This window comes from Kribbella voronezhensis, from assembly GCF_004365175.1.
Taxonomy (GTDB): domain Bacteria; phylum Actinomycetota; class Actinomycetes; order Propionibacteriales; family Kribbellaceae; genus Kribbella; species Kribbella voronezhensis.
Window position 1 is genome coordinate 41,066 of sequence record NZ_SOCE01000002.1, and the last position, 14,545, is coordinate 55,610.

Consider the following 14,545-nt stretch of genomic DNA (forward strand, 5'->3'; position numbering starts at 1 on the left):
CAGCCTTACCCCACCACGCTCCGCAATGACATTCGTCCCGCGTTCCCGCGTCTCGGTATCCGCAACCCGTACGATCTGCCAGCTCTCGCGGACGAGCCACCCGACCAAGGCGCTCTGAACCGCGGCTTCATGCGGCCACGCACGATCAGCCGAGCTCTCATGGACAGTCGCTGGGGGAGTCGTTGCCGGGGCCGCGCCAACAAGTCGATTGACGATCGTCCCGCTGCTCGAATCCCGAGCGAGCAGCCCCTCAGCTGCCAACCGCCGGCAGTACTGATTGATGGTCTGATGCCGCCGCCTGAGTCCCGTGGCGAGCTGAGCGTCCGTCATGCCACCAGGGCTCTGATCAAGCACCCGCAGTACCTCGTCGCGAAGGCTCATCTGGCTCCCAACCGGAGTCGGTCTGTGTACGCAACCGTACTCCGCGCCCGCCGCGATCCGCCCCACCCAGAATCTGGCCCGCACAGACAAGTCGCCTGTACGCCGACGTTCGGCGTACAGGCGATTCTCACCAGGCAGCGCTCAGCATGTTGCGACAGCGCCGTGGCCTACCCAGTTCATCAGCTGCATTTCGGCCTCATCCCGCGGACCGAAATGGCCGCCGTCGACCCACACCAACTCGGCGTTGGGTAGGTGGCGAGCGAGCCATTCACCGTGCGCCGCCGGAACCGTCGTGTCCTCGCGCGCCACCATGATTCGCGTCGGCACTTGGATGTCCTCGACGGAGAACCCCCAGTCGCGAGTACCGGACAGGCAGTCATCGATGTAGCCGGCCGGACCTTGCCGACCGGACTCAACGAACGCTTCCATCAGCATTGCGCGTTCCTCGTCCACCAGCCCGAGCTCCGGCATACCGGCGTTCACCCAATCCATGAACGCCCGCCAGTCGATCTCCAGCGCCGCCTCGCCCTGCACCGCATGCTGCCAGCCCAGCCGAGCTTCCTCATCCATACCCTCGTAGAAGTCGAGCCCTTCAGCGGTGAAGGGAGCAGGCCCGACAACGGTTGCGCAGCGGCTCACGCGATCTGGCAGCAGAGCCGCCGCAGCCAAGGCCGGCGAGGCGCCACCCGAGACACCGGCGACCCCGAACTGCTCCAACTCGAACGCATCCGCGATCGCCAGCACATCGGCCGCCGAGTCCGCCCGGCGCCTACCAGCAGCCCGCGTAGAGAGCCCGTACCCGGGCCGATCGTAGGTGTACACCCGGAGGTGGTTGCGCAGATACCCATCACCCGGCTCCCGCAGGTAACGACTCCCCGGCGTGCCGTGCAGAAAGAACATCGGGGCCCCCTCCGGATCGCCCCACTCACAGACAGCCAACTCCCGACCATCCGGCGTACGCACAATCCTCACCTGCTCGTGCATGACGCTGCCCCCAACTGCCTCGTGACTTGCACCCCCAGCAGGACGACCCCGTTGCTTCAGCATGGCCTCTCGCGTATCAGGCCGCCATGGCTCGACGATGTCGGAGCGACCTGCCGTACGGCGCCACGCGCGGTCCGCGGCCACGCAGTACGGGCTCCAGCCGCTCAAGACAAACCGCCCGTACACCGGCTGTCGGCGTACGGGCGATTCGCTCAGGTGAGTGGTGTTACCAGGCGTAGTCCTCGGGGGCTGTCTTGTAGCCCGGGAAGATCTCGTCGAGTTGGGTGAGGGTCTTGTCGTCGAGCTTGACGTCGACGGCGCGTACTGCGGACTCCAGCTGCTCCATAGTCCGCGGGCCAACGATCGGGCCGGTGACGGCGGGCTGGTGGAGGAGCCACGCGAGCGCCACGTCGCCCGGCTCGTGCCCGAGCTCATCGGCGAGCGTCTCGTACTGCTCGATCTGCGGCCGCAGCTTCTCCAGCGCTTCCTTGGCACGACCTTCGGTACGGCGTACGCCCTCGTTCTCCTTACGGATCACGCCACCCAGGAGACCGCCTTGCAGCGGCGACCAGGGGATGACGCCGAGGCCGTACTCCTGCGCGGCCGGCAGCACCTCGCGCTCCACGTCACGCACGATCAGGTTGTAGATCGACTGCTCGCTGACGAGACCGGTGAAGTTCCGCTTCTCGGCAGCCGCCTGCGCCTGGGCGATGTGCCAGCCGGCGAAGTTGCTGCTGCCGGCGTACAGGACCTTGCCCTGCTGTACGGCGACCTCCATCGCCTGCCAGATCTCCTCCCACGGCGTCGCGCGGTCGATGTGGTGGAACTGGTACAGGTCGATGTAGTCCGTCTGCAGCCGCTTCAGGCTCGCGTCGAGCGCGCGACGGATGTTGAGCGCGGAGAGCTTGCCCTCGTTCGGCCACTCGTCCATGTCGCCGTACAGCTTGGTCGCGAGCACCGTCTTCTCACGGTTCCTCGGGTCCTTCGCGAACCACCGCCCGACGATCTCCTCCGTCGCGCCCTTCCCCACACTCCGCCCGTACACATTGGCCGTGTCGAAGAAGTTGATCCCCTTCTCATGCGCCGCATCCATGATCGCGTGCGAGTCCTCTTCGGACGTATGCGGCCCAAAGTTCATCGTCCCCAGACAAATCCGGCTAACAGTAAGCCCAGTCCGACCAAGATGAGTGAATTCCATACCTCCCAACCTCCCCCTCACCCCCTGAGATGTCCAACAGAAGAATCCACTCAGTTCAATCACTCGTTGTTCTGAGTCTGAGTCAGCCGGTACCTGCTACGCCTCGCTGTCTAGCTGGAGCGCAGCTGATCTTGCCGCTGAGCTTCCTCGAGAGATCAGCGACGAACGATGCTTGCTCGCGACAATGAACGGCTAGTCGCTGGAGATGTCCCACAATCTGTGGGACCTGGTCGAGAGATTCGACGAGGCTCCGGGCGACTTGCTAGAGATCCGACGGTGCATGTCGCCTAGACCTGTGCGGCGAACGTATGGCAACCCCAGATGCCGCCCACTGGCTCTTCCCCAGTCTAGATCATCAACTATCTGTGAACGAGGTTCACAAGCCAATTGTGGGGTAGTGTGTTTCGGCGGGGTTTGCAGTGTGGCTGGTCGAGTCACGGCACGAGGACACAACGCGTAGCAGTCGTGCGCAGCGTGCTCATGCCTGAGAGACTGCGCAGGGGTACAGACTGTCGCGGAAATCGGCGACACGGAGGGGACGAAATGGGTAACGAAACTGCTTCGGCAACGAGGCAGCAGGATGAGCCGGAAGGGTTGTCGCTCGGCGCTCTGGTCGAGGGTCGAGGTCAGCGCTGGATCGTGGGGGAGGTGGACGCGGGGGAGTCGTCCACCCTGGTTACCTTGCCGAGCACGGAGGACGGTCGGTATGGCGACACGCTCGCGGACATCTCGGAGGTTGAGCCTGGTCGCCGAGTGCTGCCGAGTGGTTCTCTCCCCGAAGTGACGACGCGGCGTTTCGATCCGCCGGAACGGTTGGCCGCCTTCCTGGATGCAGCCGTTGGTCCGCGGAGACTTCGGCGGATGCTCGGTTGCTGCAGGCGCCGTTCCGGTCAGGCGCGGACATCGAGGACTACCAGCTCGAGCCAGTCGCTCGCTCGGTCGAAGCGCCTCAGATGAACGTGCTCTTGGCCGACGACTTCGGCCTCGGCAAGACCATTGAAGCCGGACTTGTCGCGTTGGAGCTCCTGCTTCGTCACCGCGCTCGCCGAGTGATGATCGTGTGTCCGGCCGGCTTGACGCACAAGTGGCACGACGAGATGTCGGAGAAGTGCGGCCTCGATTTCACGATCGTGGACTCTGATCGATGCGCCGAAGTTCGCCGCACTCACGGAAGCGCAGCGAATCCGTTCCAGATCTACCCGTTGACCATCGTCAGCCTGCCGTGGCTCCGCGGACAGAAAGCCGAGCGCCTGCTCAGAGAGGTTGTGCCGGCCGAAGGACCGACGTACCCGCGCACCTTCGATCTTCTGATCGTGGACGAGGCTCATCACGTCGCCCCCGCGCTTCCCAAGCTGCGATACGCCGACGACCCCCAACAGACCGAGCTGATTCGCTGGCTTGGACTTCACTTCACCCACAGCCTGTTCCTGTCGGCAACGCCGCACAACGGATACCAGGAGTCGTTCACCGCGCTTCTCGAGATTCTCGACGATCAGAGCTTCGCTCGCGCCGTCGAACCTGACCGCAGTGCTGTGAAGGAGGCTGTCGTACGGCGGTTGAAGCGGGATATCGTCAACGCGGACGGCACCCCTCTATTCGTCGAGCCCGTCGCCAAAGTGATCCCGGTGAGCTATCCCCAGAGCGAGCGACAGATCCATTCGCTGCTGACCGAGTTCGCCGGCAGCCGGCGGAACCGTGTGGCCACAAAGGGCGGTCACAAGGCGACCGACCTCGTCACGTTGCTACTCAAGAAGCGAACGTTCTCGAGTCCTGCAGCCGTGGCTCACACAGTCGGCGTCTACATCGAGACCCTGAGCGCGAAGCGTGGCACCCGGCGTACGGCAGCCCAAGATGAGGTTTTGGACTGGTTGGAAGACTTCTTCGAAGACAAGGGTGGCAAGCGCAGACCCAAGACGGTTTCGGATGACGAGGTGTTGTTTTGATGGGGAAAGGCGACACCTCGGTGAAGCCCGGCGAGAAATCAGGGTCAGTGCTGGACGACGACCAGCAGCTTGAGAGCGGGACGTCGTACCAGGTTCGGGACGAGATTGAGGAGCTGCTGCGGCGGGACTTGCTTGGCCCGTGGGGTGGGGAGGACGAGGCGCTGCCGACGGGGACGAACCCGCGTGAGCGCTACTTCATCGGGATGCTTGGGCCGCGGCATGAAGCGCAGTCGGTCGTGGCAGACGCAAGCGACGTGCCGGATACACAGATCGGCGTGGAAGCTGACGCAAGAGAGCCCGAACTCCCGGAGATCCTGACCCCGCAGAGCCTGGGGCGGATCTGGGCTTCGTCGATGGGATTGTCGTTCGCAGTACCGAACAAAGTCGACGTACTGAACGTGCGCTACCAGTGGGCCAATTACGAGCGGCGGCAAGTCACCGAAGAGGACGGCAAGCCCAAACGTAAGTGGCAGCGCGAGGCGCACCAGGATGAGAAGGCCATCCGCCTCGATGAGGAGCCGCAGTACCGCCTAGCGCTCACCGCGACTGACGAGTCTGAACCCGGCGTACTGCTGGCCGTCACGATCAGACCGCGGGACGGGCATCGTGTGGTCGAGCTCGCATTGATCAACGGCCAGCCGGAGCCGGCCGGCGGTGACAAGGACACTGCCTGGTTGTTTCAGACAGGCCTCACTGTCACGGCGATCGATGGCGAGACGGCGATCTTTCTTCCAGTCGAGCCGGCCGCGACCATTAACCAGGTAAGCGGTGCTCCGCTAGAGGATCCCGAGGATCTTCACCTGCAGCTGCTCTATCGGCATCAACACCGATACGCCAACGGCCGCAATGTCGCCGTCGACGCTCTGGTCAGAGACGGCCAGACAGCTGCGCATCAGCTGCAGACTACCTGGTTGCCGTCACACGAAGTGCCGGCGACGGTCGCGCCAACTGACGAGATCTTTGATGATCTTGAGCTGTCTATGGATGCACTTGGCGAGGCTGAGCCGGAACAACTTCGCGTTGGTCTGAGCACTCTGGTGCACGAATATCGCAACTGGATTGATGAACGCGACAGCGAGGTTGATGCTCTCCCCGATCGCCTACGGCCATCTGCACGAGCAGCGATCGACGCGGCGCGCACAGCGGCAACTCGGATCGAGGCGGGCGTAAGTCTGCTCACCGATGCGACGGCGTTCGGTCACGAATATGCTCTGAGGGCGTTCAGATTCGCCAACCAGGCGATGGCGATGCAGCGTCGGCACACGACGCTCGCTCGCAAGCGGCAGGACGAGGGCCTCACCTACCGGGAGGCGCTCACGGAGATCGAGAGCGAGGGGGTCAAAGCGGCCTCTTGGCGGCCGTTCCAGCTCGCCTTCGTCCTGCTCAACCTCCCGTCGCTGACTGATCCGGCACACCCCGAGCGTGCATCGGATCCGAACGCGATCGTCGACCTGCTGTTCTTCCCGACCGGTGGTGGTAAGACCGAGGCGTACCTCGGCCTTACGGCATACACGCTCGGGATCCGACGCTTGCAGGGAGTTGTCGGGACGGGCGATGCAAAGCGCGACGGCAACAGTGGCACAGCGGTCTTGATGCGCTACACCCTCAGACTCCTTACTGCACAGCAGTTCCAGCGTGCTTCGGCCCTCATCTGCGCGACTGAGGTTCTTCGCCGGAAGGACGACAAGACATGGGGGAGCGAGCCGTTCCGCATTGGCCTATGGGTCGGCTCGGCTGTTTCACCCAACTGGTATGACGACGCCGCGATGCAGATCTCCGAGGCACGAGCATCCGGGGATGGTCGGCACACGAACGTTCTGCAGGTGCTGACCTGCCCCTGGTGCGGAACCCAGCTTCGAACCGAGCGTGACCTCAAGCCGGACGATGAGGCACGTCGGGTGTACCTCTACTGCTCCAACGGCGAGGGCGCGGATGCCTGCCCGTTCTCTCGCTGCCAAAGCAGTGAAGGCCTTCCGATCCTCACGGTCGACGAAGAGGTCTACCGCTACGCGCCGAGCCTGGTCATCGCTACCGTGGACAAGCTGGCCCAGCTTCCCTGGCGTGGGTTTGCCGGCCACTTGTTCGGTCATGTCACGGACTACTGCGAGAGACATGGATACCGGCATACGGATCTGGACGCCCGAACGAAATGCGGCAGTCGGCACAACAAGAGCAAGAACGGGCTTCCCGCAGTAGCGAGTCGTCCAGTCGCCATGCTCCGTCCGCCGGACCTCATCATCCAGGATGAGCTGCACCTGATCTCAGGAGCGCTCGGTACGACGGTCGGATTGTTTGAGGCAGCCATCGACCAGCTGTGCACGTGGAAGTTTGAGGACAAGGACGGCAAGACCCGCAGCACGGCGCCGAAGATCGTTGCCTCGACGGCGACCACGAGGCGAGCCCGTGCACAGGTGCTAGGCATCTTCGCGCGGGAGCTCGCGGTCTTTCCGCCGCAGGTAAGTGACGTCAGGGATACGTTCTTCTCGCGCCAGGTCGGGGTGACACCCAAGCAGCCCGGCCGGCGGTACCTCGGAGTTTGTGCACACGGCGTGCGTATGAAGGCGGCGGAGATTCGGCTCGCTGAGATCCTGCTGCTTGCCGGCCAGACGATGTTCGACCGCTTTGGTGAGCCGGCCGACCCCTACATGACGGTGGTCGGCTACTTCAACGCAATTCGTGAACTCGCCGGCATGCGTCGGTACCTGGATGACGACGTCACCACTCGCGTACGAAGTGCCGGACGCCGCATGCGAGGCATCTCTAATCGCATCGTGACCAGGACCGGAATGCTCGGCATCCAGGAGCTAACCTCGCGGATATCGTCCGCTGACATCAGCGAGGTACTGGCGCGTCTAGAGATCGGGTTCGAGGATGACCTGGACACCAGCGATCGTCGTATCGCGATCGCCAGCGAGTTTCGTGAGGCGTTGAGTAGCAGCGGCAAGGGGCGACGCAGCCCGCATGACGTTGCTCATCGCTGGGGCGATCGTCGTCGTAACAGTCGCGACCCGGTCGATGTCGTACTTGCCACATCCATGCTGCAGGTTGGGGTCGACGTATCCCGCTTCGGCCTGATGGTTGTCACTGGTCAGCCGAAGAACACGGCTGAATACATCCAGGCCACCTCTCGGGTCGGACGTGATGCAGCAAGACCCGGCCTCGTCGTCACTCTCTACAACTGGGCCCGCCCACGCGATCTTGCGCATTTCGAGGACTTTGCGTACTACCACTCGACCTTCTACCAGCAGGTCGAGGCGCTGTCCGTCACGCCCTACACGAGGCGAGCGCTGGATCGTGGCGCGGCGGCGACTTTCGTCACCGCAGTGCGACACGCACAGCCAGCCTTTTCGCATGACATCGATGCACACGACGTGCCGCTTGATTCGCCGGTGGTTCGGGACGTGATCGAGCGGCTGGCAGCGCGGGCAGAGCATGTCGATGGAACCCGTGGGCGGGCTCACCTCGAGGAGAGGATCAAAGCGGTCATCGACCGCTGGAACGAGAAGAAGAACCGGCCCGCAAGGCTCGCTTACGAAGCAGCGCGCAAGGATAAATCCAACTTGCAGCCGTTGCTGGAGCGAGCAGGTGCAGGGAAGTGGGACGTCCTGACGGTGGGCCTCTCCATGCGCGAGACGGAGCCTGACATCAACCTACTCATTCCCGGAGGTGAGCAGCTCTTCACGCCGATGTATGCCGCACCGTCCTGGTCATTTGTCACATCGGATGGAACGGACGAGCATGGCGTGGGCGACGAAGACGATGACGGTGAGGAGGGGGAGCGATGAGCGCCAGACACATACGCCGCGTAGGCTCAGTTCGCCCAAGCCATTTGATGTTCACCAGCGGCGTTGGTGCACTGGTCGATCTGCCGAACTTTTCAGTTCTGGTTCAAGGACTCGACGAGTGGCGCGACATCGGAGTACCGACTGAATCGCTGACGTTGGCCGAGGTCCCACCGCATCTGCTCCGAGCGGTGCGCAAACTGGCCGGCCGCTCGGTGAAGGAGCTTCGCCCGGCACCGTGGGCTCCTTTGACCGACCAGATGCGCGGCGAAGACCCGTCGCTACGGATCGGGGTTCCCGTCATACCGTTTCCGGGTTGGTTGCGCTGCACTGCATGCAATGAGCTGGCGGCGATCCCGTCTGGCGCGTTCCAGTTCGAGAACAGCCGAGTACGACGCCCTCACGATGCTCGCTTCTTCCACGGCAACTGCGGACGCAAGAGCGGCGGTCGCGCCCCTCTCGCCGTTGCCGCTCGATTCGTGTTGACCTGTCAGTCCGGCCATCTGGACGATTTCCCGTACGCCGTGTTCGTCCACACGGGAGCGAGCTGCCCCGACGCTGAGCACCCGCGGATGCGGATGGAAGACCGCGGCGGCATGCTCGGCGCGAATGTGCAGATTACTTGCCTCGCCTGCAACTCCAGCCGGAATATTCGCGAGGCGCTCGGGGAGCGGGGCAAGGAGAACCTGCCACTCTGTCGGGGCCGTCATCCGCACCTGGGCAACAACTTCGAGAAATGCGATAAGGAGACCAAGCTTCTCGTGGTGGGTGCGTCGAACCAGTGGTTTGCGCAGACCTTGAGTGCTCTTGCTGTGCCGAGGCCCGGCGAGAACGAGCTCCAGGCCAAGGTGGAGGCTCACTGGGGCACTTTGGAAGGTCTGCCAGGTTTGGCGATGATGCCGTATATGCGGACCGTCGTACCGGCTCTTCGAGAATTCGAGAAATGGACCGACGGTGAGATCTGGGACGCGATCGAAAGCCAGCGCGGGGCAGTCGAACAGGCTGGCACAGAGGATGCCTACGCTGACCTACTCGCTCCGGAGTGGGCTGTATTCACGGCTGACCGTGCACCGGAACCGTCCGACGATTTTACGATCGCACGGTTGCCCAATGGCGTACCGGCAATGCTCAAGGACGTGCTTGCCGACGTAGTACAGGTCGAGCGTCTCCGTGAGGTTCGTGCTTTGGTCGGTTTCACCAGGCTCGATGCGCCGGACCCAGAGGATCCTGATCTCGTCACCAGGGCGCCGCTCTCCCGTGGAGAGCCGACCTGGCTCCCAGGTTCTGAGGTACGCGGAGAGGGCATCTTCCTTCGCCTGCCTGAGGATCTGGTGGCCGGTTGGCAGGCGCGAGTCGAATCGTCGACTGAGCTTCGTCTGCACCTGGATGCCTATGGGCGCTTCCGCGAGAATCGATACTCCGATCGACTTCCGCACGGATTTGACCCGCTTGAGCATTGGCCTGGGGCGCGCTACATCGCGCTGCATACGTTCTCTCACCTCCTGATTCGGACGATTGCGCTCGAGTGCGGCTACAACTCCGCGAGTCTGTCCGAGCGGATCTATACGACGACGGAAACCGGTGAAGCGCGTGCCGGGATCCTGATCTACACCGCGGTTCCGGACGCGGAGGGGACGCTTGGCGGATTGGTCTCCCAGGCCGAGGCGGGCACTCTGGAACGGATCGTTCGGCAGGCGCTCCACGGCGCAATGCATTGCTCGTCGGACCCGCTCTGCGCCGAGCGTCTTCCCCACAAACCGGCTGACTTTCTGCACGGTGCCGCGTGCCATGTGTGCTTGTTCCTGTCCGAGACCACCTGCGAGCGCGGTAACCGTTTCCTCGACCGCCGATTCGTCGTACCGATTGACAGTTCGATTCTGGCGCTGTTCCAGGAACTGCCGTGAATCGATCAGTGGGTGAGGGGGAGTTGGCGCCACGAGGTGACGTCTCCGACCGGGTCGCATTGATCGGTTTGGCGTTCGCCGAGAGGTGGGGGTCGAATCGGCTGCTAGGGGTCCTGGATCGGATCGCGGCCGGTATGTCGCGCGACATCCTCCTGGCTACAGCCCACAGCGGAGAGTACGCCGACTCAGTGGGCGCATTGGATGCCGCGATCGAATCGTCCGGAAGACCGCAGAACGAGTCTCTCGCACTGCTCCGCGGCGTCGCCGCCGGCTACATCCGAGGGTCGAACAGCGTACGGGTGGACCTCGTGTGGAGTGGCCCAAGCAGCCACCGCGTGCCTGTGCGTTCGACTGCGCAGGTACTTACAGATGTCGTGGCTGCTGCCCAGAGCGACGTTCTCTTGATGACCTACTCCGCGAGGGAGTATCGGCCGCTGCTCGCTGCATTACGGGGAGCGTGTGTACGCGGCGTAACTGTGACTGTTGTGGTGGAGACCTTGCAGGGCGCAGGTGGCGCGATCGTCGGCATGGAGCCTGCTACAGCCTTCCTCGGCGTTCCTGGTGTCGAGTTATGGCATTGGCCGGCCAGCGAGAGAACGGAGTCGGGTGCCAAGATGCACGCCAAACTCGCTGTGGCGGATCGGCGGATCCTTTTCGTATCGAGCGCGAATCTCACCCAGGCCGGGGTGGCGAAAAATGTCGAGGCCGGCCTCCTCGTTACTGGTGGTACGGCCCCACAGCGTGCGGTCGAACATGTCGCTCAGCTGCAGGCATCGGGGACTCTCCGTCGCCTTCAGGTTGGTGAGCCGGGAATGGCGGTCGGCTGATGACCTCGGAGGTCACAATTGCAGCCTTGGACATCGCCCGAGTGGCCGGTGTCGGTCGTGCCGCAGTGAGCAACTGGCGGCGCAGACACTCGGATTTCCCTCAGCCTGTCGGCGGCACGACGAGCAGCCCGCTGTTCTCGCTCAACCAGGTCGAGAGCTGGTTGGACGAGCACGGCAAGTCATTTCGGCTCTCGGAGGCCGATCGCTTCTGGCAACGAGTTCGTACTTCGGTGGACGACATTCGGCTCGGCGAGTTCGTAGGTCACATCGGCGCGTGTCTCGTCTTGGCGAAGCGACAACCCGAGGTGTGGAGGCGCTCGTCCGTTGGGCCGGCCAAGAAAGTGGCAGCCGCGCTGGAGAGCGCAATTGCTCGGAGCCCCGACCTCCCGAGGACTGATCTGGATACCTTTCCGGACAGTTGGGTGGCTCTCTTCAAGGAAGCGGCCGAGCTTGCGTCGACAGTTGGCCCTTCGACTACCTACGAGCGCCTATGCGAGCGATACCAGGAAACCCGAGCTCGTCGGGGCGTGGCTACCGGCCCGGAAGTCGTCGACTTGATCGCGAGGATCGCCTCGACTGCGATCTGCCCTGGTGGATCGGTCATGGACCCCTCCTGCGGCATCGGCACGTTACTGAAGGCACTCCGGGGAGCAGGTGGTACTCGCTCACTGGGCCAGAGTGCGGATGAATTCGCGGCCCGTATCTGTGCAAGCAGGCTCCTTCTTGATTGTGATCAGCAAGTCCAGGTGGCGGCAGCCGACGCCGTCAAGGTGGATGCATTCAAGGGGGAGCTGGTTGACGTCGTTGCATGTGAGCCGGCTGTCGATCGGGCCTGGGGATACGACGAGCTGATCGCCGACTCGAGGTGGGAATTGGGTCTGCCGCCGCGCTCCGAGCCAGAGCTAGCTTGGTTGCAGCACTGCCTCGCCCATCTCCGTCCGGGTGGTCTAGGTGCCGTCGTACTGCCGGCGGCGGTGGCAAGTCGTCGAGCTGGGCGTCGAATCAGGGGAAACCTGCTCAGAGCCGGACTGTTGCGGGCAATCATCGCGCTACCCCTGTCTGGCCCGGGCGTTGTCGGCCCAAGGGATCTCTGGATATTGATCAAGGCTGATGGCGGAGAGACCCCGCAGAGCGTGCTGATGGTTGACGGATCGCACGAGTCAATCGACGTGCCGGCGACGTGGCAGGCATTCTTGTCTGATCAGGTGCTCGGTGACGGTGCTCGCGCCGTACGAGTGATCGACCTGTTGGACGATGAGATCGACCTCAGCCCGACGCGTCAGCTCGCATTGTCCAAGCCGTCCGATGGCAGTGAGTACGTCGAGGCCGAGGCTGCCTGGTGCAAGATCATCGACGCGCTTGGCGATGCCCTGCCACGGCTGTCTCAGCGAGGGCCTGCCGAGCAGCTCACGATGACCACGATCGGTGAGTTGTCGAAGGCCGGCGTGATTGCAATCCACCAGCCGCCGATCAGGATGGAGACCCGCGCAGGCGACGAACCGGTGTTGACCGCCAAAGATGTCAGGCATGGTCAACCTGCGTCGCAGAACGCGGCACCCTCACCGGGTGCGGTCGAGCTCTTACGGGGTGACGTCGTTGCGCCGCTACTTCGGGCTGGTCAGGTGCGAGTGATTAGCGAAGGTGGCACGTTGCTCGGATCAAATCTGGTCATGCTCCGTCCGGATGCCGAGCGGATGGATCCGGAGTTTCTGGCCGGCTGCCTGCGGGCGGCTGAGCACGAGGCACCGGCCCGACCATCGGGTGTCTCGGGACGATTCGATACCCGGAAAGTCCGGGTGCCCCGCCTGGCCATCGACGAGCAGCGTCGGTTGGGCACAGCGTTCAAGGAGCTGGCGACACTTGAATCGCGTTTGGCAGAGCTTCAGGAAGTGAGCACCAAGCTCATGCAGACTGCGAGGCTCGGTCTCATTCAGGGCGTCATCGAGGCAGGCAGGGCGACGTGACCAAGCGGATACTCGGTGGACGCTACGAATTACATGACTTGCCGCTGGCTCGCGGGGGTATGGGGGAGGTATGGGTCGGGCGGGATGTTCGACTGGAGCGGGAGGTCGCGGTCAAGTTCCTACGGTTCCCCGACGGCACGCCGGACGACCAGCTGATTCGGCGATTCGTTCGCGAGTCGCGGATCACTGCAAGGCTCGAACACCCGGGGATTCCCGCTGTGTACGACGTCGGAACCGACGACGGCCGTCCGTACTTGGTGATGCAGCGCATCAACGGTACGACGTTGGCCGACGTCGTTGCCGAGAGTGGCGCTCTCCCCGTCGGGTGGGTGGCGGCGATCGCGGCCCAGATCTGTGCGGTACTCACGGTGGCTCATCGAGCGTCACTTGTGCATCGTGATCTCAAGCCGGGCAACGTGATGCTGTGTCCGGACGGCACGGTGAAGGTCCTGGACTTCGGACTGGCTGTAGCCCTTGATCTCCGAGACATCTCGGAGATCACCCGGACCGGTCAGACGATAGGAACGCCCGCGTATATGGCGCCCGAGCAGGTCATGGCGGCACTTAGCGGTCCGCAGAGCGACCTATATGCCTTGGGATGCACCATGCACGAGATGTTGACCGGGCGCCGGCCCTTCACCGGGACGACGCCGTACTCAATCATGAACAAGCAAGTCAGCGAACTCCCCCTCGCCGTGCGCCGCCGTCGTGCCGAGGTTCCGCAAGCACTTGATGAGCTGGTTCTCGAGCTGATGGAGAAGAAGCCCGACAATCGCCCTGTCAGCGCAGAGATTGTCTTCGATCGGCTCAGCCCGTTCATCGCCGACCTCGGCCCATTGCCACCGGTACTTCGCTCACTGGACGGTCACGACGCAGTCCGTATGTATGCCGAGGCGCTCAGCCAGGTGGGCTCTCGGCGGACCGCGCCTGCGGGGCCCCGAGTATTGGATCTGAAAGTCGGTGCCCAGCACGAGCCTAAAGCCGATCTCGGCACCTTCAGTCGTGGACGCTTGGCTCGGGCGCGGCAAGAGGCGGCAGAGCTGGTTGATCAATCCCGCTTTACCCAAGCTGCAGATGTGCTGGATGCTCTGGCGGAGCCAGCAACGCATGCGTTCGGATCTGTCGATAGTGAAGTTGTGAGCCTGCGGCTTGAGCTGGCTGATGTGCTCTTTGAGGGCGGCAACTACCGCGCGGCCGGCCCGATATATCACCAGCTGGGCGTGGATCTGGCTACTGTACGAGGCCCGAACGACGAGCTCGTCTTTCGCTGCCGCCTTCAGGAAGCCACCTGCCAGGCGCTGATCGGGCAGTCCGATATGGCCATTGAGCAGCTGCAGGCTTTGCTGAGCGACGAAAATCGGGTCCTGGGCTCGAACGATTCGAGGACCCTTGAGCTGCGGCGGCAGATAGGACTTCTCCAACTCGGTGCCGGTCGCATCGAAGAGTCAACAGAGCTGCTCGGCGAGCTGCTTGCAGATCTCGAACGGCTCCGCGGCATAGAGGATCCGCTGACGATCAGGGTGCGCGACCTGCTCAACGGACTTCCGCGAACGGAGGGATGA

The 14,545-nt window shown here is 63.5% G+C and carries 8 protein-coding genes; 6 read left to right on the plus strand and 2 right to left on the minus strand.

Annotated elements, in window-relative coordinates; translation table 11 throughout:
* Window positions 1-522: 522 nt before the first annotated feature.
* Window positions 523-1,428 (minus strand): alpha/beta fold hydrolase, encoded by a 906-nt coding sequence (locus EV138_RS27665; protein ID WP_369410863.1) that lies wholly within the window; start codon window positions 1,426-1,428, stop codon window positions 523-525.
* A 163-nt stretch (window positions 1,429-1,591) separates the two neighbouring features.
* A complete protein-coding gene (locus EV138_RS27670) occupies window positions 1,592-2,563 on the minus strand; it encodes an aldo/keto reductase (RefSeq protein WP_133982199.1) in 972 nt (323 codons plus the stop codon).
* An 869-nt stretch (window positions 2,564-3,432) separates the two neighbouring features.
* Here EV138_RS27670 and EV138_RS27675 point away from each other — a divergent pair.
* The 6 genes from EV138_RS27675 to EV138_RS27700 are packed head-to-tail and all read left to right on the plus strand — an operon-like array spanning window position 3,433 to window position 14,545.
* Window positions 3,433-4,506, plus strand: coding sequence for an SNF2-related protein (locus EV138_RS27675; protein ID WP_202866969.1), 1,074 nt, complete (start codon window positions 3,433-3,435; stop codon window positions 4,504-4,506).
* Window positions 4,506-8,291 (plus strand): DISARM system helicase DrmA, encoded by a 3,786-nt coding sequence (drmA, locus tag EV138_RS27680; RefSeq protein WP_133982201.1) that lies wholly within the window; start codon window positions 4,506-4,508, stop codon window positions 8,289-8,291. The genes EV138_RS27675 and drmA overlap by 1 nt, the downstream gene beginning before the upstream one ends.
* Window positions 8,288-10,192 (plus strand): DUF1998 domain-containing protein, encoded by a 1,905-nt coding sequence (drmB, locus tag EV138_RS27685; protein ID WP_133982203.1) that lies wholly within the window; start codon window positions 8,288-8,290, stop codon window positions 10,190-10,192. The genes drmA and drmB overlap by 4 nt, the downstream gene beginning before the upstream one ends.
* 8 nt (window positions 10,193-10,200) lie before the next feature.
* Window positions 10,201-11,019 (plus strand): DISARM system phospholipase D-like protein DrmC, encoded by an 819-nt coding sequence (gene drmC, locus EV138_RS38230; RefSeq protein ID WP_255513784.1) that lies wholly within the window; start codon window positions 10,201-10,203, stop codon window positions 11,017-11,019.
* A 26-nt stretch (window positions 11,020-11,045) separates the two neighbouring features.
* Window positions 11,046-12,983 (plus strand): N-6 DNA methylase, encoded by a 1,938-nt coding sequence (locus EV138_RS27695; RefSeq protein ID WP_133982205.1) that lies wholly within the window; start codon window positions 11,046-11,048, stop codon window positions 12,981-12,983.
* Window positions 12,980-14,545 (plus strand): serine/threonine-protein kinase, encoded by a 1,566-nt coding sequence (locus tag EV138_RS27700; protein WP_202866971.1) that lies wholly within the window; start codon window positions 12,980-12,982, stop codon window positions 14,543-14,545. Before EV138_RS27695 ends, EV138_RS27700 begins: the two co-directional genes overlap by 4 nt.